This is a genomic window from Wolbachia endosymbiont (group B) of Scrobipalpa ocellatella (genome assembly GCF_964188425.1).
GTDB lineage: Bacteria > Pseudomonadota > Alphaproteobacteria > Rickettsiales > Anaplasmataceae > Wolbachia.
The window spans coordinates 1,040,544-1,060,037 of sequence record NZ_OZ077190.1; the positions used below are offsets into that span (position 1 = coordinate 1,040,544).

The 19,494-nt window shown below is 33.4% G+C and carries 19 protein-coding genes, 1 tRNA gene and 1 pseudogene; 13 read left to right on the forward strand and 8 right to left on the reverse strand.

All coding sequences use genetic code 11. The features are described from left to right. Positions 1-180 precede the first annotated feature (180 nt). The 3 genes from AB3210_RS04815 (at position 181) to glmS (ending at position 2,621) form a co-directional block, all read left to right on the forward strand. Positions 181-257: transfer RNA gene (locus tag AB3210_RS04815), tRNA-Asp, on the forward strand. A 130-nt stretch (positions 258-387) separates the two neighbouring features. Beyond that, positions 388-801 (forward strand): preprotein translocase subunit YajC, encoded by a 414-nt coding sequence (gene yajC / locus AB3210_RS04820; protein ID WP_006012489.1) that lies wholly within the window; start codon positions 388-390, stop codon positions 799-801. Positions 802-809: 8 nt separating this feature from the next. Then, a complete protein-coding gene (glmS, locus tag AB3210_RS04825; protein ID WP_007302597.1) occupies positions 810-2,621 on the forward strand; it encodes a glutamine--fructose-6-phosphate transaminase (isomerizing) in 1,812 nt (603 codons plus the stop codon). 298 nt (positions 2,622-2,919) lie between these two features. On the opposite strand, the pseudogene AB3210_RS06805 reads toward glmS, so the two are convergent. Beyond that, positions 2,920-3,033 (reverse strand): annotated as a pseudogene (locus tag AB3210_RS06805) (IS481 family transposase); the annotation flags it as partial. A 213-nt stretch (positions 3,034-3,246) separates the two neighbouring features. Here AB3210_RS06805 and AB3210_RS04830 point away from each other — a divergent pair. Both AB3210_RS04830 and AB3210_RS04835 read left to right on the forward strand, forming a co-directional pair. Next, positions 3,247-3,996, forward strand: coding sequence for a hypothetical protein (locus AB3210_RS04830; protein ID WP_007302596.1), 750 nt, complete (start codon positions 3,247-3,249; stop codon positions 3,994-3,996). A 227-nt stretch (positions 3,997-4,223) separates the two neighbouring features. Next, positions 4,224-5,258: a hypothetical protein gene (locus AB3210_RS04835; protein WP_007302595.1), complete on the forward strand. Its 1,035-nt coding sequence runs from the start codon at positions 4,224-4,226 to the stop codon at positions 5,256-5,258. Here the strand turns inward: AB3210_RS04835 and AB3210_RS04840 are convergent. Beyond that, complete coding sequence (locus tag AB3210_RS04840) at positions 5,248-5,772, reverse strand: gamma carbonic anhydrase family protein (protein ID WP_007302594.1); 525 nt, start codon at positions 5,770-5,772, stop codon at positions 5,248-5,250. The two genes, AB3210_RS04835 and AB3210_RS04840, sit on opposite strands and share 11 nt — an antisense overlap. A 116-nt stretch (positions 5,773-5,888) precedes the next feature. Here AB3210_RS04840 and secG point away from each other — a divergent pair, with 116 nt between their 5' ends. The 4 genes from secG to AB3210_RS04860 are packed head-to-tail and all read left to right on the forward strand — an operon-like array spanning position 5,889 to position 8,573. After that, the gene (gene secG / locus AB3210_RS04845) at positions 5,889-6,209 is read left to right on the forward strand and encodes a preprotein translocase subunit SecG (protein ID WP_007302593.1); all 321 of its coding nucleotides are present in this window, start codon (positions 5,889-5,891) and stop codon (positions 6,207-6,209) included. Beyond that, on the forward strand, positions 6,209-7,816 hold the full coding sequence (locus tag AB3210_RS04850; protein ID WP_052265041.1) for a CTP synthase: 1,608 nt from the start codon (positions 6,209-6,211) through the stop codon (positions 7,814-7,816). Before secG ends, AB3210_RS04850 begins: the two co-directional genes overlap by 1 nt. A gap of 38 nt (positions 7,817-7,854) precedes the next feature. Then, the gene (locus tag AB3210_RS04855; protein WP_007302591.1) at positions 7,855-8,148 is read left to right on the forward strand and encodes a hypothetical protein; all 294 of its coding nucleotides are present in this window, start codon (positions 7,855-7,857) and stop codon (positions 8,146-8,148) included. 17 nt (positions 8,149-8,165) lie between these two features. Then, positions 8,166-8,573, forward strand: coding sequence for a nucleoside deaminase (locus AB3210_RS04860; RefSeq protein ID WP_010404879.1), 408 nt, complete (start codon positions 8,166-8,168; stop codon positions 8,571-8,573). Positions 8,574-9,071: 498 nt separating this feature from the next. On the opposite strand, the gene AB3210_RS04865 is transcribed toward AB3210_RS04860, so the two are convergent. Next, positions 9,072-11,069, reverse strand: a complete 1,998-nt coding sequence (locus AB3210_RS04865) for a hypothetical protein (protein ID WP_052265042.1) — start codon at positions 11,067-11,069, stop codon at positions 9,072-9,074. Between the two features lie 429 nt (positions 11,070-11,498). Here AB3210_RS04865 and AB3210_RS04870 point away from each other — a divergent pair, with 429 nt between their 5' ends. Together AB3210_RS04870 and ccmA are read left to right on the forward strand one after the other, a co-directional pair. After that, positions 11,499-11,930 (forward strand): hypothetical protein, encoded by a 432-nt coding sequence (locus AB3210_RS04870; protein WP_052265043.1) that lies wholly within the window; start codon positions 11,499-11,501, stop codon positions 11,928-11,930. 3 nt (positions 11,931-11,933) lie between these two features. Continuing rightward, positions 11,934-12,557 (forward strand): heme ABC exporter ATP-binding protein CcmA, encoded by a 624-nt coding sequence (gene ccmA, locus AB3210_RS04875; RefSeq protein WP_007302587.1) that lies wholly within the window; start codon positions 11,934-11,936, stop codon positions 12,555-12,557. A gap of 62 nt (positions 12,558-12,619) precedes the next feature. Here the strand turns inward: ccmA and argS are convergent, their stop codons facing one another. From argS to AB3210_RS04890, 3 genes are all read right to left on the reverse strand, one after another. Further along, the gene (gene argS, locus AB3210_RS04880; protein ID WP_096097177.1) at positions 12,620-14,320 is read right to left on the reverse strand and encodes an arginine--tRNA ligase; all 1,701 of its coding nucleotides are present in this window, start codon (positions 14,318-14,320) and stop codon (positions 12,620-12,622) included. A 134-nt stretch (positions 14,321-14,454) separates the two neighbouring features. Next, positions 14,455-15,018 (reverse strand): hypothetical protein, encoded by a 564-nt coding sequence (locus tag AB3210_RS04885; protein ID WP_006012452.1) that lies wholly within the window; start codon positions 15,016-15,018, stop codon positions 14,455-14,457. Between the two features lie 85 nt (positions 15,019-15,103). Then, positions 15,104-15,301, reverse strand: coding sequence for a hypothetical protein (locus tag AB3210_RS04890; protein ID WP_230609140.1), 198 nt, complete (start codon positions 15,299-15,301; stop codon positions 15,104-15,106). 25 nt (positions 15,302-15,326) lie between these two features. Between AB3210_RS04890 and AB3210_RS04895 the strand changes: the two genes are divergently transcribed. Then, entirely contained in the window at positions 15,327-15,491 is a 165-nt protein-coding gene (locus AB3210_RS04895) for a hypothetical protein (RefSeq protein ID WP_167470124.1), read from the forward strand. 82 nt (positions 15,492-15,573) lie between these two features. Here AB3210_RS04895 and AB3210_RS04900 read toward each other — a convergent pair whose 3' ends face one another. Together AB3210_RS04900 and ubiE are read right to left on the reverse strand one after the other, a co-directional pair. Then, positions 15,574-17,271 carry an ABC transporter ATP-binding protein gene (locus AB3210_RS04900; protein ID WP_052265046.1) on the reverse strand — a complete coding sequence of 566 codons (1,698 nt, stop codon included), beginning with the start codon at positions 17,269-17,271 and terminating at the stop codon, positions 15,574-15,576. A gap of 159 nt (positions 17,272-17,430) precedes the next feature. After that, on the reverse strand, positions 17,431-18,129 hold the full coding sequence (gene ubiE / locus AB3210_RS04905) for a bifunctional demethylmenaquinone methyltransferase/2-methoxy-6-polyprenyl-1,4-benzoquinol methylase UbiE (protein ID WP_052265047.1): 699 nt from the start codon (positions 18,127-18,129) through the stop codon (positions 17,431-17,433). Between the two features lie 149 nt (positions 18,130-18,278). On the opposite strand from ubiE, the gene AB3210_RS04910 reads away from it, so the two are divergent. Beyond that, the gene (locus AB3210_RS04910) at positions 18,279-19,427 is read left to right on the forward strand and encodes a Bcr/CflA family efflux MFS transporter (protein ID WP_052265048.1); all 1,149 of its coding nucleotides are present in this window, start codon (positions 18,279-18,281) and stop codon (positions 19,425-19,427) included. The last annotated feature ends 67 nt before the right edge of the window (positions 19,428-19,494 follow it).

Below are 19,494 nucleotides of genomic sequence, written 5' to 3' on the forward strand. Positions count from 1 at the left end.
TTTACTCCTCCAAATAGTTTATCCTCCATGGCATAACCCTAACGGGACTACTTGCATAAGCCATGTGTGAAATTAAGTTATTTACATAGTAATAAAAAAGACAAAAAAGCGCAAACAAAAAATATTGACAAGTAGCAACACGTTGATTAGCTTTAAGATTGCAAACGTTAAAAAGCAATGGGGGGTGTAGCTCAGTTGGTTAGAGCGCATGCCTGTCACGCATGAGGTCGTGAGTTCAAGTCTCATCACTCCCGCCATTACAGCAGAAACACCTTAAAATTCCTTAACTTTCTTATTAATTTGAATTAATTTCTTTCAGAGACTTGACATGATATTGTAATTGCTGCTTAATCTATTTAACTTTATCGTTAATAATTGGGATTAAATATGTTCATTTCTGAGGTTTTTGCGGCAGATGCGACTAACAATGTATCAGCATCTGTTGCTAGCTTTATTCCACTCATTTTAATATTTGTAGTATTTTATTTTCTCATTATTCGTCCCAATCACAAAAAACTAAAAGAACATAGAAGGATGATAGATCAAATAAAACGTGGTGATACGGTTATTACTTCTAGTGGAATAATAGGTGAAGTAAACAAAGTTGACGAAGTAAATGCACAACTAATACTAGAAATAGCACCAAAAATTGAAATAAAAATCCTAAAGTCTGCTATATCTGAAATCTTAAATAAAGAAATTCAAAAGCCAGTAGCTAAATCTATTGAAAAAAGCAAAGTTGAAAAGAATGGCAAGAAAAATAAACTAGAGGAAAGTAAAAAAGACAAAAATGCTTCATAATTTAAGAAGTGTGTGGAATATTAGGTATAGTAAGTAGCGGTGATTCAGTAATACCAACTTTACTAACCGCGTTGCAAAAATTGGAATACAGAGGTTATGACTCTTCAGGTATAGCAATTATAAATAATAGAGGTAAGATAGAAGTAAAAAAATCAGAAGGTAAAGTTGAAAGATTGTGTGAAGTTGTTCATGAGAGCAAGATATCTAGTAGCAAAGTTGGTATAGCACATACTCGTTGGGCTACACATGGAGCTCCAAATCTTAAAAATGCTCATCCCATTTATATAAATAATGTTGTTGTTGCTCATAATGGCATAATTGAAAATTACAATATATTAAAAAAGGATCTGGAAGAAAAGGGAGTATCTTTCCACACCGATACTGATACAGAAGTGATACCAAACATATTAACTTCATATCTTGATGAAGGGTTATCACCAATTGATTCTATATTACAGTGTCTAAACAATTTACAAGGTTCACTTGCTTTGGCTTTATTATTTGCAGAATATCCAGATACTTTATTTGTTGCAAAAAGAAATTTGCCTTTAGCAATAGGATATAACTGTAATAAAGTGTTTGCTGCTTCTGATACTAATACTTTGAATTCATTTGTAGAAAAAATATTGCATTTAGAAGATAATGATATTGCAGTAATAAAATCTAACGAATTCAGTATATATAATAATGGTATACAAGTTAAACGCAGAACAGAAAATAGCAGTCCAAGAAATTTTCTAATTAGTAAAAATGGTTACCCTAGCTTTATGCTAAAAGAAATTTTTGAGCAACCGTATGCATTAAACAAAACAATAAATCAATTTTATAAACAATATAAAGAAATCAACAAAGAATTATTTTCTGAACTAGGTTACATTACTATAGTTGGATGCGGTTCATCCTATTTTGCTGGACTAATAGCAAAGTGTTGGCTGGAAAGTATTGCTCAAATTCGGGTATATCTAGAAATCTCGTCAGAATTTAGGTATAGCAGCGTCAAGCTCGAAGAAGGTAGTATTGGCTTATTCATTTCTCAATCTGGTGAAACTGCAGATACTATGGAAGCACTACGTTATGCGAGATTGCAGAAACAAATGATCATTAGCATAATTAATACATTTAATAGCAGCATAGAAAAAGCCTCAGATATTGTATTGCATACTCTTGCTGGACCTGAGATTGGTGTTGCTTCGACAAAAACCTTTTCTACGCAGCTTGCAATTTTAGCATGCTTTGCTGTAGAGCTTGGAAAAATAAAAGGTATACTGGGTAGAGAGAGGATAAAGGAACTAAGCGGTGCTATTAATTCCATTCCCGAACATGTAGAGCATGTTTTGAATGTGATGGAAATACAACATATATCAGGCAGTATATTAGAGCACAATAATATAATTATAATTGGGAGAGGAAGCTCATATGGAGTTGCAATGGAAGGTGCATTGAAGATAAAAGAGCTTTCATATATCAACACAATTGGTATTGCAGCGGGAGAAATGAAGCACGGTTCTATCGCCTTGATAGACTCTACTGTACTTGTTATCGCAATTATTCCTTACGATAATTTATTCTTTAAAACGCTATCCAATATACAAGAGATTATTGCAAGAAAAGGTAAAGTAATTGCCTTTAGTGATAAGCAAGGAGCACCGCTCTTAAAGGGAATTTGCATAGATGTGGTGCAACTTCCAGAAGTTGACAATTTTGTTTCTCCAATTATCTACAGTGTTGCTATGCAATTTCTTGCTTATTCTATTGCAGAAAAAAAAGGGTTAGATGTAGATTGTCCGAGAAATTTAGCTAAATCTGTCACAGTTGAGTAACTTATTTAAAGTGAGTTGCTAATTAACAGCTCTAATTGTCAGTTATAAATTACTGAATTTTACTAATAAATTCATTGCTATCATTAGCCCTCTGCGAAAGAATATGTAACTAATGTAAGGATGAGAGAGGCTAAAATCCACGCCTCAAATTAACAAGATTTGCCATTATGGTTACCAGACACAACTTAACCTAGCAAGCAAGAATTAACTAACAGAAAAATTGAAAACTAATATCAGTCTCTTATGTAATGCTACTAATATTTTTCTAATATGTTTTCTATTCAGGAAAGTCTACATCGCCATAACAATATTTACTAGAATGAGGTCTTGTCTCATTGTAAAAACACAACCAATGATCAACGTCTATCTGAAGATCTTCTAATGAATTGTAGATTGTTTTACAAAAAAAGAGGAGTAAATGAGAGTTCAGTAACTTGATTATAGAGTTGTACTGCCTTTCCATATTTGAAGCAAGTTGTTATTCTATCTCAAACCGTAGCACAAAGTAAATATGGCAATTTACACTAAAATTTTCTGTTTATGATTTATATTATGTAAAGATACTATTTGACCTTGAGCTTTAAAGATATTATGTAATAGCATTATTTAATATGCGAGGTTTATTATGGCTAAAGTAAGTGCTGGTGAAAACTCAAAAAAGCTTAAAGATGGTAAAAATCAGCCCATATCACCAAAAAAGTTCAAAGGCAGTCAGTCTATGTCACCAAAACGGAGTCAGAATTCTGGTGAAAAGCTATGGAATGCATTAGAATCATTAGAAGAAGCAAAATCAGAGTTGAAAAAAAGAAAATTTGAAATAGAACTAAAAAAAGACACTGAAATATCAGACGAAGGAATAGAAAAAGTAGTGGAATTGGAAAGGAAAACAGAAAAAGAGATAGAAGAAATAGCAATGCCAATATCAACGTTACTACTTAAGGAAACAATAATAAAATTACAAGGAACAAAAATAATAAATTTTTTAAAAAAATTAGAAAAACAAGTAAAAGAAATGCAAGAATTATGTAAGAAACTAGAATTAAATGCTAAAATAGAAGAAGAAGATCTAAATAAGCTCGAGGATATAAAGAAAGAATCAGAAAAGTGTTGCAGAGAGTTAGTGAGCTATATGCCTAATTCAAATAATCCTAGAATGTTGTACACTGCTGTTATTGGTGTTGGTCTTGCTGTTGGGCTGGTAGCAAGTACTATACTTGAACATACAACTAGACTAAGTATATTAGCAATAATTGGCATAGCTACAGCATCTGCACTCGTAGCTGGTGGTGCTACATATGAAGCACTAAGACCTAATACTAAAATAGATGAATCAAAAGAAGTCCAAATAAAGAGTTCTCATCACTCACTTTCCTAATCACACTTTAATTCAAACTTTATCAGTTTTATTCAAGTTGCTTCTAAAAGGAGAATATCAATGGTGTTCTCCTTACTGATTTGGTTAAAATGCAGAAAACGCCTATGTCAAAATTTACACAGATGTTAAGTGCTGCCACTAATTCCCAGTTAGTACAATTTGTGTATCTTATTGACATATTTAATTTATTCTGTTACAATTTTTAGTAATTAGGTTGGGGTAAAACAATGAAGAGTTTTAAATGGCTACTTAATCAAGTCAGACTTTCATGGATTAGCTTAATATCAAAAGTAAAGAGCTTTTTTCAAACTAACGATACACATCATCAAACAACTGCTAGCAATGGAAATGATCATACAAGAAAAATAAGTGTAGAAAATACAATAGAGGAGAAAGTTAATGAAGAGGATGTATGGTATGATTCTCTGAAAGAACAAGAGCCAGGTGAAAAAGAAAGAGATCTGGATGAAGAAGAATTTTTTGATGCTATTGAAAATTTGGATGAAGAGGAAGTGAGTGCTAACATAGAAGGAAAAGAGTATGAAAAAAATAAGTACTATAGTCTACAAGATGGTCTACAAGAAAAAAATGAATTTGATCACACAACGCACACTCTTACACTTGCTTTTGAAATTGAAAAGCCATTTCCAGACTCTGACCTTAGTAAATTTAAGTTATGCGAACTTAAGCAAAATGGTGATAAATATACGTTTATCTTAGAAAATGATCAGAAAAGTCGAATAGAATTACACTCTGAATATCTCAATATTTATTTTCCTAAGTATTTTGAGAAACACAGTAAAAAAGGAGCATACACTGAACTTTTTTCTCAAGAAGAAAATGGAATTAGCAATGATATTATCATCCCATTAGAAGTTCCAAAAGAGGTAGGGATACTTACTGAAAAATTCGGTCGGATGAACTTCATAAAAGCAAATATACAATCTCAAATACCAGATTTTCCGGGAGATATAAATCTAAAAGATTGTAAAGATCATGTAAACTTCTATCTTAATTCAAATAATACTATATCTCTTTTTCTAACGTCAGCACCGATAAAATTTGCAGCTAAATTATCAGGTACTCCAACAGAAACAAACTGGCCAATAAAGGATATTCTAGTCAGAGGTAGTTTTATTAATCAGCATATTCCTAGAGTTGAAGAAGCTTATATTGATAAGCATTCTATAGTTGAAGAAGCTTTTGAAGTAGTTAACGTAGAATGTGCATCAGAGCTGAAGATTTCTCAACCTAGCATATAGCCTTATATTCTTTCATCAGCATGATATAATTTTGTGCAGATTGTGTAATATGTTTTATTTCCTCATCTGACATTTTTTTGAAGAATTGTGCTGGCCTGCCAGCCCATACTTCACCACTTTTTATCACTTTTCCATGTGTCACCAGTGAGCCAGCAGCTACCATAGCTCCAGACTCCACAATCGCATGATCCATTATGATAGAGCCCATACCAATAAATGCTTTATCATGCACCGTGCATGCGTGTAATACGCAAAAATGTCCTACCGTCACCATACTACCAATAATCGTATCACCACCTGGGTTTCTATCTACATGAATTACAGTGCCATCTTGAATATTCGTTCCATCGCCTATTTTGATTGATCCAACATCTCCTCTGATCACACAATTAAACCAGATACTCGCATTCCTTCCTATTTCAACGTTACCTATGATACGCACACCATCTGCGATAAAAGAACTTTCATCCATTTTTGGTTCATAATCTTTGTATTTTAAAATTTGATAGCTCATAATTTAAATAAGGTTTAATACATACTTGGGTTCCAGTAGTCAAGTTACTCGGGTAAAGATATTCTTGACTTATGATCCTTATGCTCCTAAAATCTTTATTTTTAGCTCTATTCATAATGTCAGTAACAGTACTTAGTGTACTTCAAATAATATTAGTTGTTGTATTGGTAATTTTAGTGCTCCTGCAGCCACCTGGAAGTAGTTCATTAAGTGGCTTTAGTAATTCACAACAGGGAATGAATTCAATAATTCCGGTAAAGTCTTCTGAAAATCCACTCAGTAGAATAACTTCTATAGTTGCTGGGCTGTTCATTATAAATACACTGTTACTATCAGGATTATGTTCAAAAGATGTACATAAAAAATCAATTGCAGAGAAGATTATATCAGAAAAGAAGCAAGAAGGCCAATCAACTTCTGTTCCATTTGAAAATTAATGAAAGAAACCAAGTTTATCTTTGTTACAGGTGGAGTTGTTTCATCACTTGGTAAGGGTTTAGTTGCTTCAAGTGTGGGAGCACTTCTTCAAGCTCATGGATTCAATGTTCGCATCAGAAAGCTTGACCCATATCTCAACATTGATCCTGGAACAATGAGCCCAGCTCAGCACGGGGAAGTATTTGTTACTGAGGATGGTGCTGAAACTGATTTAGACCTTGGACATTACGAGCGTTTTACTAAAATTAAAGCAACCAAGGACGACAATATAACAACTGGTAAAGTATATAATAAATTATTAAAGAAGGAAAGGTGTGGTGATTATCTAGGCAAAACTGTGCAAATCATTCCTCATGTGACAGATTTAATCAAATCTTTCATTTTTAATGGTACAGAAGATTTAGATTTTGTAATATGCGAAATAGGCGGAACCGTAGGTGATATTGAAAGCCAACCGTTTTTGGAAGCTATACGCCAAGTTAATTATAAACTAGGAAAGCAAAAAGTTATCCTTATTCACTTAACTTTAATACCATATCTCACTGCAGCACAAGAATTAAAGACAAAACCGACACAGCATTCAGTTCGAGAGTTAAACTCTGCGGGGTTACAACCAGATATTATATTATGTCGCAGTGAAAAAGAAATTTCCGATAATCAAAAAGAAAAGATAGCCAATCTTTGCAATGTTTCTTTATCTAACGTAATACCTGCTCCTGATGTAAACCATATATACGAGTTACCGTCCTTGTATAATCAATGTGGGCTCGGGACACAAATTTTGGATCACTTTCACTTAAGTAAGCCAAAACCAAGCTTACCTGAATGGGACCAAATAGTACACTCTATGAAACATCCAACACAAGAAGTTATCGTTTCCATAGTAGGAAAATATACTGAATTTCCTGACGCATATAAATCACTGATTGAAGCATTAAACCATGGTGCAATTAGTAATAAAGCTAGAGTGAAGATAAATTGGGTCAACTCAAGAGAAGAGAATGGAAAATCTATAGATGCAAAGTTTATCAGAGAAAAATTACAAAGCTCTAATTCAGTCCTTGTTCCAGGAGGATTTGGTGATAATGGAATAGAAGGTAAAATATTAGCAATAAACTATGCCCGTGTAAATAACATTCCTTTTTTAGGAATATGTCTTGGTATGCAGCTTGCAGTGATTGAATTTGCTCGTAACGTTATTAAGCTTGAAGATGTACACTCTGAAGAATTTTATACTTGCAAACACCCAATCATCAAGCTCGCTGATGGTAAGAACGTTGATCTTGGTGGAACCATGAGACTTGGAACATACAAGTGTAATGTAAATCCAAATTCAAAAATGGCAAATGTGTATAGTAGTGTCACTATTTCAGAAAGACACAGACACAGATATATAGTTAATTTAGATTATAAAAATAACTTAGAAGAGAATGGAATGATATGCAGTGGTATATCAGAAGATAAAACATGCATAGAGGCAGTGGAGCTAAAAAATCACTCATGGTTTATTGGTGTGCAATTTCATCCAGAATTTCAATCAAGACCATTTTCTCCTCATCCTCTCTTTACATCATTTATTAAGGCAACTATTGACAATAGAGTTTAATAGAACTTAATAAACTCTATTCTAATAGAGAGGTAAAAATGTTACTAAGAAATAGTAAAGATAGCATTACATATGGATCTGCGACCTTCGAGGAATTGAATAGGCATGTAGAACAAATAATATATAAATTAGAGGAGGATCAAATTATAGAGGATATAATGGAAGAAGTAGTTGTAGCTATAAACGAACTAAAATCGGTAGAAGAAATAAAAAAATATTTAAAGCGAGAAATAGATAGCCTTGTAAAAAGGACAATAGTCCTTAGTGAATTCTATAACCTAGAAAAAATAGAAAAGCCAAGAAAAGAAAATTATATTTACCCAAGCACCTAATGTTTAAGTACCAATACATGGAACTTGCCATAGAGCAAGCAAAACTTGCTCAGAAAGATGGCGAAGTGCCAATAGGCGCTGTAATAGTTAATGGAAACAATATCATCTCCTCTGCACACAATATATCTAATGATCCAACTGCACATGCAGAAATGTTAACAATTAGACAAGCATTTTCAACTTCCACGCTTTATGAAGCTGAAATGTACGTAACGTTAGAGCCGTGCCCGATGTGCGCTCAAGCTATCTCTTTTGCAAAAATTAAACGTCTGTACTTCGGGGCTTACAATCCCAAAGGTGGAGGAGTTGAAAACGGCACTAGAATATTTCAATTCTGTAACCACATACCTGAAGTTTATGGTGGAATATTAGAAACAAAATGTTCTCTTTTGTTAAAAGATTTCTTTGAGAAATTGAGAACTTAGGGGAGTGGTTTAAGAAATGATAGATAGGAGATTATGAAAAGGGTTTAGCCGCATGGAAGTGGGATGAAAAGAAGCACTGGTTTCACATGCGTCTGAACAGACACCATTTTACAGCATTTTAAATTTGTCCTGTGCAATGTTTGTACAGTTGCGATAAAAATTACTTGACAAATTTTGACAGCTTTGTTATTTTGATAGTGAAGATATTCTAGAGCTCGAAATCTATCTTCGTCTGCAGACTTTTCAACTTCATTAATTTATAATCTCTAGTTAAAGTATATTGGTATAGATAACTTCTATCATAGCTATATACATTTTTCTGAGTTTTTTTGTATTACTTAGGAGGATCATCATGTTTAAAATCATGGATTACGCATATCATTGACATAAATGCCTTAAAAGGACAAATGGTACCTACGTCCTCTTTATATAGATTATGTATTTGTTCAGATACGACTAAATTGTGTCTAGTGTAGAAAAAATTAGACAAATTCAGCCTTATATAGAACCAAATTCAACGAAAGTAGAATTATCCTCATTTTCATAATAATAAGGATTTGCTTCTTGCGTATTATTAACAGCAGTTTTTAATAGTACTTCCTTATCACTATCCCATGCAACTTTCTCCATAATTGCATTATAATCTTTACACTTTTTATCATTTCCACAGTCCCTGATTTTACCATTAAGCTTTAGATAAGGCTTTAATGAATTATAGTGTACTTGAGTATTATTGCCCTCTTTATCTATCATATTCCCTGCGTTATTAACAATTATCAATGGTGCAACTTGTTTCGCTTTCACAATATTTGCTCCACCGGGGTCTTTGATGAGATCAGGACATGATTCTCTAGAAAAAAAATTCTTGTTTAATTCTTTATTATCATAATCAGTGCCAAACTGGCAGAAACTCTTAACCTTCTCGTCCTGACAAGCTAACTCTAGTGGACTATCAATACATTTAAGACATTTCGTATTACTAAAGTTGGCTGCTGAACTAATATTATCAGTAAAGGCAAATTTAAAATTTACTGCACCATAAACACCCTCTGATCCCTTTTCTATATATGGCACAATTTTAGAATTACTATACATCTCAGGATAGAGTTCTTTTAATAAATCAGATGTATTAAAACCTTGACAACCTATCTTATTATTCGATTTATACAAAGTAGCCTTAGGCCCACAAATTCCTGGCAGGCTAAGATCTGGTGTTATTTCTCGAGATGTAATTTCTCCACTTTCATTCCCTACTTCATTGGTAACATGTTTGCCTCTATCATTTTCATTCCCTACTTCATTGGTAACATGTTTGCCTCTATCATTTTCATTCCCTACTTCATTGGTAACATGTTTGCCTCTATCATTTTCATTCCCTACCTTAATACTAGGTTTATCTGTACCGATTCTTTTCTCATTTTTACATTCTTCAGCTGCTTTTTTATACCACTCAGTCTCTGCTTTTGCCATGTTAATTTTACACTTTAAAAGTTCTTCTTTTACTTCTTCAATCTTACTCTGCATCACTTCTTCTTTCTCCTGTTCAATTTTGTACCTCAAAATTTCCTCTTTTGCTAGTTTAGCTTCTAATTTTGCTTGTTCAGCTTCTGCTTTAATATCATCACATTTTTCCTGATTAATTGCCTGTCCACCGTTTTCTTTCATCTTCTCAGCATTTTTTTTACACTGTATTAACTCATTTTTTGTTGCCTCAGCTTCATTCTTAGTTTGTTCTACCTTCTCTCTTTCTTCTTGAAACTGTAATTTTAACTTATCAACTTCTGCTTTTGCTTCATTCTTAGTTTGTTCTACCTTCCCTTTCTCTTCTTGAATCTGTAATTTTAACTCATCAACTTCTGCTTTTGCTGCCTCAGCTTCATTCTTAGTTTGTTCTACCTTCCCTTTCTCTTCTTGAATCTGTAATTTTAACTCATCAACTTCTGCTTTTGCTGCCTCAGCTTCATTCTTAGTTTGTTCTACCTTCCCTTTCTCTTCTTGAATCTGTAATTTTAACTTATCAACTTCTGCTTTTGCTTCATTCTTAGTTTGTTCTACCTTCCCTTTCTCTTCTTGAATCTGTAATTTTAACTTATCAACTTCTGCTTTTGCTTCATTCTTAGTTTGTTCTACCTTCTCTCTTTCTTCTTGAACCTGTAATTTTAACTTATCAACTTTTGCCTCAGCTTCATTCTTAGTTTGTTCTACCTTCTCTCTTTCTTCTTGAACCTGTGACTTTAATTCACTAGCTTCTGCTTCTAATTTTGTAATTTCTCTTTGTGATTCCACAGCATCTTTTTTACACTGTATTAACTTATCTTTTGCCTTCTTAGTTTCATCTCTACAGTCACGAAGTAAATCTTCTTCTGATTTATCATCCTCTTTTTCCGCAACCTGATCTCCTAGATTTTCGACTTGCTCACCCTCTTCACCATAAAAAAGTTTGTTGGCATATAAATTACTATTATTAACTTGATCGCTATAGATATTGTTTGACATTGTGACCTCCTATATAGTCAAAACTGGAATTAAATTAGAGTATAAAAGCTAGGAATTCAACATGGGTAAAAGAAACCACAGCTCAGGAAATCTAAGGTTAACTCAGAAATTATTATAAGCCAAAATGATTAAAAATTTTATAACTTATATTGTAGATCTAGCATGATAACCAACAATTATTCAATTTCCACCTTACTCACCAGCTTGACACAGTCCATCTTTATTCATTAGAGAGCCGTGATTCCTCTACTCTCCAATGATTAATCACTTGTCAGTTTTGAGTGTAGTAGTTGATAGCCTGTACGTAAATACGTTGCTTTTGTCCTTTAGAAATTTTTAGTCTACTATCTTTATCCAGAAAAAAATTGTAAAATTTCTATAGTTATGGTATAATTGTAAATACCGCTTGCCAATAAGCTGAGTATAAAAATGCCGTTCGGACAAATCATTACATATAGCACGATATTACTTGCTATAATTGCAGTATCTCTCTTTTTGAGAAAAATATACAAAAATCATATTAGGAAAATTATATTTCCTCTAAAAGTTCTCAAAGAAGAGTGGGAAGAAAATAGAAGATTTAATGAATTGTATCAAAAAAATAAGCAAAAAGAGTTGATGAAACAACAGGAAATGCTAAGGGAGAAACAAAAGAATATGCAAGTTTACAAAGAAGATCTAGAAATAGTTGATATAGCAAAACCGTTAGGTAAATGGACAAAGATGGTTATGATGGGTAATAGTTTAATGAAACATTTTGCACAATTGATACACAGAGAAGGTGATAAGAAAGGATTTTGGGAGCTATTTATAAAAGCTCAGTCTTCAACTAAGGGTAAATATAAAGGAAAAGGCAGATAATCCATGCTTGAATGTAAAAATCTATCCTGTGCTCGTAATAACAAAGTATTATTTAAAAACCTCAATTTTAAAGCTGAGCCAAAATCAAAAATCTTAATCACTGGTCCAAATGGTAGCGGCAAAACCAGCTTAATCAGAAGTTTATCTGGACTCTTACCGCCAGTATCAGGCAATATAAGATACTACGGAAAAGACATATATGATGATCCAAAATCCTTTATATCTTCCATGGTTTACGTAGGACATAAAAACGCCTGTAAAGATAGCTTAACAATTGGTGAAAACATAGAATTCTGGGCAAGAATACGGAACACTAGAGAATCAGTTATGGCAGCTGCTTATTGTTTAGAGTTGCAACCTGTATTTAACATTAGATATGGTGAACTTTCTGCAGGCTGGAAAAGAAGAGTTGCGCTTGCCCGCCTTTTAATTTCTAATGCAAATATCTGGCTGATAGATGAACCTTTCTGTAATCTTGATAGCACAACATGTGAATTAGTATTGAACCTAATCTCAATACGCTCTGAGCAGAACGGTACAGTAATTATTACAGGACATAGCTCTACAGAACAATTGTGTGACTTCAAGACAATCGACATACGTGATTTTAACAGACCTCTTGTATAATTTTTGGCCTTATTGTACTTACATCAATAATTTATTATCACATTTAATATTACGCATTAAAATTAACTCATCTCTTTCAAAGGCTCTATATTAAAAATCGAAAGTCCAGAAGCAATGACGTGTGCTAAGGCTTGGACGAGAAACATTCTTGCAGCGGTGAGATTTAAGTTATTCTCCAGTATAAACCTCATATTTAAATCACTTTTGCCATATCCCCATAAAACGTGAAACGCTTCTGCAACTTCAAGTAAGTAGAAAGTAATTCTATGTGGCTCACAAAGCCTTGCAGATATTTCTACCACATCTGGCCACTTTGCTAAGGTTTTTATGAGGAATAGCTCCCCATCTGTCTTTAAAAGTGAAGGGTCTGCTGTTGGGAGCTCTTTTGGAGCATTACGCATTAACGAATGAGCACGGGCGTGCGCATATTGCACATAAAAAATAGGGTTGTCTTTTGACTGTTCTTTAACTTTAGCAAAATCAAAGTCCAAGACCATATCATTCTTGCGTGTTAACATTATAAAACGAGTTATATCCCTGCCAACCTCTTCCACTACATCCCTAGCTGTAAGAAAATTTCCTGATCTTTTGGACATCTTAACAGGTTTTTCATTCTCGAAAAAATTCACAATATTATGCAGTTTTACCTCTATTTTTGCTTGATCATCACTGAGCGCAGAGACGACTGCTTTTAGCCTTTTGACATAACCACCGTGGTCACTACCAAGCTCTACGATCATATTGTTAAAACCACGCGATATCTTATCAAAATGGTAAGCGATATCTGAGGCAAAATAAGTCCAACTGCCGTCCTCTTTCTTCAATGCGCGGTCAACATCATCGCCAAATTTTGTAGAGCGAAATAACATTTCTTTTCTGGAAGTCCAATTTTCACTTTCTTTGCCTTTTGGTTTCTCCAGGTACCCTTCATACACTAGACCCTTGTCAGATAATATCTTTATACTCTCTTCGATTTTGCCACGTAGCTCATACTCTGAAGTAAAGACATCATGATTTACTCCAAGCAAGCTCATGTCCTCCTTTATGAGTTCTAAAATAGAACTTAAAGTATATTCTCTAATTATCTGGTTATCTTCCTCTGCTCTAAGCTCCTTGCCATATTTTTTAGCTAATCCCTCTCCTATTGGCTTTAAATATTCACCTGGGTATAAACCCTTTTCAATGCTAATTTTTTCTCCCAGAGCTTCCTTATACCGCAAATATACTGACCGAATTAGCGTATCTATCTGTGCTCCAGCATCATTGATATAGTACTCCTTAGTAACATTATAGCCAACTTTCTTTAGTAAATTTGCCAGAACATCACCAAACACTGCTCCTCTTGCATGACCAATATGCAGAGGGCCTGTTGGATTTGCCGATACAAATTCAACATTGACAGCTTGATTATTTCCAATATTTAGAGTGCCAAACTCTGTTTTTAGCTCATTTATTTGTTTCAAAATCCCATGCCACACTTCTATTTTTAAGTGCATATTGATAAAACCGGGGCTTGCTATTTCCACTTCTGCAACTTCATCAAAAGGTTTAAATTCTCTTGCTAAGATCCCTGCAATCTCAATTGGATTCTTTTTTTCATGCTTTGCAAGCACCATAGCAACATTTGTGTAAATATCACCATGTGCTCTATTGCTTGGAGGTTCCACAATAAAATTTTCTGCACTTGTATTTATGACACCCCTTTGTTTCAACTCATTTAATTTGCTGGAAATTAGAGAGGAAATCTGCTTGAAAATGTTCATTCACTATACTGCTATAAAATCTATAGCAGTATAGCAAATAAGTGGGGCTAGTTGAAGTTATGATTTTCTCTCTACTCTTTGTTTGGTGTAAGGCAACCTTTTCTGGGTCTTTTGAAACCCAGAAAAATTATAGTTTACATTAAGTCGTTGCTGTCACTATAGTGACGGAAAGCCATACTTTCGCTTTCACTAAAATAAGCATTCCCTGTACCTCCATTTTTCTCTTTCTCCAGTTCATTCTTAATACTTTCTTTTAGCTCATTCTTAGTCTTACCACTAATCTCAAACTTAAGACCTTTTTCTAGTTCATTCTTAATATTTTCTATCAGTTCATTTTTAGTCTTATCATCAATCTCAAACTTAAGACTTTTCTCTAGTTCATTCTTAATACTTTCTTTTAGATCATTCTTAGTCTTATCACTAATCTCAAACTTAATACTTTTCTCTAGTTCATTCTTAATATTTTCTTTCAGTTCATTTTTAGTCTTATCATCAATCTCAAACTTAAAACATTTTTTCAGTTCATTCATAGTCCTGTCATTAATCTTACACTTAAGATCTTTACCACATTTATCATGAATCAACTTACTCTTATTGACTTTACAATCATCCAACTTTGTAAACAAATTAACTCTTACCATATCATTTACAAAACATGTATTAGTTGGCATTGGATGAGCATAGGCGCTTTTAAACATAAAATAACTCCATCAATAAATAAATTTATCAAACAATTAAACATAGAATAATGTGTGTACTAACAATACACACATTATATTGCTTTTATAGAAAATAAATATTCGAGTCTGCCGCTTGTGTATTGTGATCAGTAGCAAGAACCATGATTATGCTAGAGTTCAATGCATCCACACATTTATCACATTCAGTATTGTCGTAACATTTACCCACAATTTTGCCATCTGAAATCCTAAGGTCATTTCTAGTACTCGCAATAATTTCCCCACATTCCTTAGAACTCATACCTGTTTCATCAGAGGTTTTCAAATTGAGAATCTTATCCGTTCCTGGCAAGGTTGATATTGCAAGCTTTTTTATGTCAAATGGTATCGATTTATCATCATCTTTAGATTCAGGCTTAGGTTCAGGCTTAAGTTCCGGACAAGGTGGACAAGCAGGAGCAGGTGGACAATATGATATTATTATAAGTTAAAATAATTAAAGATTTAATAGTTTTAGTTATCAATCTAGCATAACAACCAACAAGTATGACTCAAATTTTCCTTCAGTTTTTACTATATCTTCACCAATTTTGCATACAGCCCATCTTTATTCATTAGAGAATCATGAGTACCAACTTCTTCCACTTTCCCGCAATTAATCACTATAATCTTGTCAGTTTTGAGTGCGGTTGATAGCCTGTGCGTAATTATAATTGTTGTTCTGTTTTGCATCAACTTGCTAAGTGCTTTTTGCACTAGGCTTTCACTTTTATAGTCGAGGGCGGAAGTTGCTTCATCCAGTATTAAAACCTGAGGATTTTTCAGTATTGCTCTTGCTATTATAATACGTTGCTTTTGTCCTTCGGAAAGCTTTAGTCCTCTTTTTCCTACAAATGTATCAAATTTATCCGGCAGCTTATCAATAAATTCCATTGCATACGCACTGATAGCTGCTTGCTTCACCTCTTCATATTCAGCATCTGGTTTACCATATAGTATATTTTCCATTATTGAGCAAGAAAATATCATGTGATCTTGTGGTACTAAGCCAAACAGCGATCTTAGATCATTTAGCGCAATTGTCTTAATATTCTGTCCATCGATAGTAATACTGCCTTCACTTGGATCGTGAAAACGGAGCAAAAGCTTTAAAATGGTGCTCTTGCCACTGCCAGATGGTCCAACAATTGATACTGATTGGCCTGCCTCTATAGAAAATGATACGTTATTTAATGCTGGCTTATCAGCATAAAAAAATGTTACATCGTTAAACGAAATTCCTTTTTGAACACTATTGATCCTTATAGGATTATCATTATCTAATATAGAGCTTTTCATGTTCATAAATTCAAATAAACGCTCTACAATTCCAAGACCTCGTTGCAAATCACTGATGTTATCGCTTAGATTGTTTACAGCCCCTGCAGCAAGTGCTGAATAAAACACAAATGAGGAGAGTTCTCCAATGGTCATATTATTACTTAAGACTTCTTTTATTCCCAAAAAAAGCAAAACAACTAGCGAACCTATCACACACGTGATAACTAGAGTTACTAAAATAGCACGCAAGAGTACTAATTTTACGTATGATTTTGATACTGAGTTTAGATGTTTCTGAAAACGAATTTTTTCATTTTCTTCGAGTACAAACGATTTGATAGTTACTATAGATCTAAAATTTTCCTCACTAAATGATGCAAGCTCACTTAATTTATCCTGAGCAAAGCGTGCATAATTGCGTACTTTTTTCCCAAGTGAAGTCATGACAATGAGCAGTATAGGTATTATTGCAGCTGCATATGCGGTTAAATGTAGATTTGTGTATAACAGCATTGCAACACTACCAGTTAGTACCACAAAATTCCTCAATATTGTCAATAAGCTGCTGTTTATTATCGATTGCAATGCAGAGGTATCAGTAATGAGTGCTGAGATAACATCTTGCACACCTGTATTCTCAAAGAAACTTGGTTGTAAATCAGTAATACTGCTATATAAGTCATATCTGATTCTTGCGATAACTTTTTCGCTTCCAATGCCAATGAAATATAACCGAATAAATGCAGTGAGAGAGATGCCTAAAACTATCAGTATTGCAACTAATAGATTAGTAGTAAAATTATGCTCTGCGCCAGAATCAATTATGTTGCTTAAGCCCCTACCAAAAAGAAGAATCGTTAAAGCTGAAAATAGAACTGCAATAAACGCTACGGTAAAATAATGTAAACTAGGTTTTATATAGTAAAATAACTGCTTAATGTTAGATTGCATTTTATTTTAAAGTTAAGTATTTAGCTTCAGGAAAAAGTTACAGCATTAGTCTACAGTGTACTTCCTTAGAACAATACGTTCAAGAAACTTTAGCTTCTGAAGGAAAAACGCTGCGAAATTACAGAAAGTTAGCAAAAAAACTACTGAATAGACCAGAGTTTATTTTGTTCCAATATGTAATGCTACTATTCCATAACTCATATTGTGGAACTCAACATTCTTAAAGCCTACCTCTTCAATTTCCATTTTAAAGTTAGTCTGAGTTGGAAATTCTCTTATGCTTTTTACTAGATATTCATAAGAACCCTTATCTTTAGCAACTATGCTGCCAATTTTAGGAATTACTTTAAATGAGTATAAGTCATAAAATTTGGTGAATATCTCATTTTGATAATGCATAGGGGCAAATTCCAAGCAGACAAATTGTCCATTTTGCTTCAATACCCTATATGCTTCACTTAAAGCCCTCTTACGGTCGGAAAAGTTTCGAATACCAAAAGCTACTGTATAATAATCAAATTCGGAATCTTCAAATGGTAAACTCTCTGCATTTGCACATACCCAATTGAAATTTAGCTGATTTGAATTTATAGCTTTATCACACCCTTTGTCCAGCATGTTTTGATTTATATCACATACTGTAACTTGAGCACTTGGCTCCCCTCTTGCTATTCTTATAGCTATATCTCCGGTTCCTCCAGCAATATCCAAAACCTTGGAGTGCTTTTTAAAATGCACACTATTTACCATCTTATCCTTCCATAGCCTGTGCATTCCAAAACTCATTATATCATTCATGATGTCGTAGCAATTTGCTACAGAATCGAAAACCTCTTTAACTAGTTGTGATTTATCCATATTTTATATAGAGATTGCTTACATAATTATTTTAAACTTTAGCAGTTAAATTAATATACTAATGAGAAAAATATACTACAATTAAACATATTTAATCCAGTAAATCATTAGTGTCGACAGCTTTTTCACAAAATATCATCTCTCTTATTATGATATTATCTGTAGCAGTTGTTGATATGGCAACAGACTTATACTCAGTTGCATTGCCAAGTATTGCCAACTATTTTAAGGTGAAAGGTAATATAGCGCAGCTTACGATCAGTTTAAATTTAGTAGGAGTTGCAATATCTGGATTAATTTATGGGCCACTGTCAGACTATTATGGTAGGCGCCTAATAATGCTGATTGGCATGGCAATTTTTACTTTGGCAAGTATTGTATGTTGCATAGCTGATAATATTATACTTTTAATATTAATCCGTTTTATACAAGGAGCAGGAGCTGGTGTTGCAGGCGTTGTCGGATATGCAGCAATCAGGGATATGTACTCAGGTAGTGAATACTCAAGAGTAATCTCAAAGTTAAATATGGTAGTAGCACTTTCACCTGGAATAGCTCCAGTGGTAGGCAGTTATATAATTTCACATGGTTATAGTTGGAAGTTTTTGTTTTTTATCATATCACTTGCCGCAATTATTATGCTCATTTTTATTTACTTGAAGCTACAAGAAACGCTGACCGTAAATAAAAGTAAAGCCAGTATTAATATCTTCAAGCAGTATATATTAATATTTAAGAATTATCGTTTCCTTGGGTTTTCAGCCATTCATGGATTAACTTTCATGTGGCTTTGGGCATACATTGCTAACTACCCGTTCATATTTGAATCAATGGGTATTGAAGTACAATATTTTGGCTATCTCATATCAATCATAGTCATATTTTACGTAATCGGCACTTTAATTAACAGAAGGTACGTACCAAAAATAGGAGTGAGCAAGATGCTAATCATAGGTTTGGTATTACCAATAATATCTGATGGTTTATTGGTATATTTTTATTTCATGAACAAATTGAACGTGCTTATTCTTCAAGTTCTTTGGATTCCAAGCAATATAGGACTTGCACTCGTAATCAGCAATAACGTAACTTCTGCTTTAGAAACGGTCAAAAGTATAGGGCTTGGTAGTGCAGTTCTCTCATTTTGCAATATGATGTTTGGGGCTGTTGGAATATACATAGTAGGAAAATTCTTTTCTTATGGCATTTTACCAAATTTACTATTAACAGTTGTATGTTCTATAATTGCAATTCTTATATATAGTTTACTTAAATATACTGAAAAACACGAAGGATAATCATTATTTCTACAACCCAGATTTCATGAATTATTAATTACCTTACTATAGTAATGCAATTTTATAG

What these genes read in the sequence shown, in the direction of transcription:
- yajC (WP_006012489.1), top strand. Translation starts at nt 388, where the DNA reads ATGTTCATTTCTGAGGTTTTTGCGGCAGATGCGACTAACAATGTATCA.
- AB3210_RS04830 (WP_007302596.1), top strand. Translation starts at nt 3,247, where the DNA reads ATGGCTAAAGTAAGTGCTGGTGAAAACTCAAAAAAGCTTAAAGATGGT.
- AB3210_RS04835 (WP_007302595.1), top strand. Translation starts at nt 4,224, where the DNA reads ATGAAGAGTTTTAAATGGCTACTTAATCAAGTCAGACTTTCATGGATT.
- AB3210_RS04840 (WP_007302594.1), bottom strand. Translation starts at nt 5,772, where the DNA reads ATGAGCTATCAAATTTTAAAATACAAAGATTATGAACCAAAAATGGAT.
- secG (WP_007302593.1), top strand. Translation starts at nt 5,889, where the DNA reads ATGTCAGTAACAGTACTTAGTGTACTTCAAATAATATTAGTTGTTGTA.
- AB3210_RS04850 (WP_052265041.1), top strand. Translation starts at nt 6,209, where the DNA reads ATGAAAGAAACCAAGTTTATCTTTGTTACAGGTGGAGTTGTTTCATCA.
- AB3210_RS04855 (WP_007302591.1), top strand. Translation starts at nt 7,855, where the DNA reads ATGTTACTAAGAAATAGTAAAGATAGCATTACATATGGATCTGCGACC.
- AB3210_RS04860 (WP_010404879.1), top strand. Translation starts at nt 8,166, where the DNA reads ATGGAACTTGCCATAGAGCAAGCAAAACTTGCTCAGAAAGATGGCGAA.
- AB3210_RS04865 (WP_052265042.1), bottom strand. Translation starts at nt 11,069, where the DNA reads ATGTCAAACAATATCTATAGCGATCAAGTTAATAATAGTAATTTATAT.
- AB3210_RS04870 (WP_052265043.1), top strand. Translation starts at nt 11,499, where the DNA reads ATGCCGTTCGGACAAATCATTACATATAGCACGATATTACTTGCTATA.
- ccmA (WP_007302587.1), top strand. Translation starts at nt 11,934, where the DNA reads ATGCTTGAATGTAAAAATCTATCCTGTGCTCGTAATAACAAAGTATTA.
- argS (WP_096097177.1), bottom strand. Translation starts at nt 14,320, where the DNA reads ATGAACATTTTCAAGCAGATTTCCTCTCTAATTTCCAGCAAATTAAAT.
- AB3210_RS04885 (WP_006012452.1), bottom strand. Translation starts at nt 15,018, where the DNA reads ATGTTTAAAAGCGCCTATGCTCATCCAATGCCAACTAATACATGTTTT.
- AB3210_RS04890 (WP_230609140.1), bottom strand. Translation starts at nt 15,301, where the DNA reads ATGAGTTCTAAGGAATGTGGGGAAATTATTGCGAGTACTAGAAATGAC.
- AB3210_RS04900 (WP_052265046.1), bottom strand. Translation starts at nt 17,271, where the DNA reads ATGCAATCTAACATTAAGCAGTTATTTTACTATATAAAACCTAGTTTA.
- ubiE (WP_052265047.1), bottom strand. Translation starts at nt 18,129, where the DNA reads ATGGATAAATCACAACTAGTTAAAGAGGTTTTCGATTCTGTAGCAAAT.
- AB3210_RS04910 (WP_052265048.1), top strand. Translation starts at nt 18,279, where the DNA reads ATGATATTATCTGTAGCAGTTGTTGATATGGCAACAGACTTATACTCA.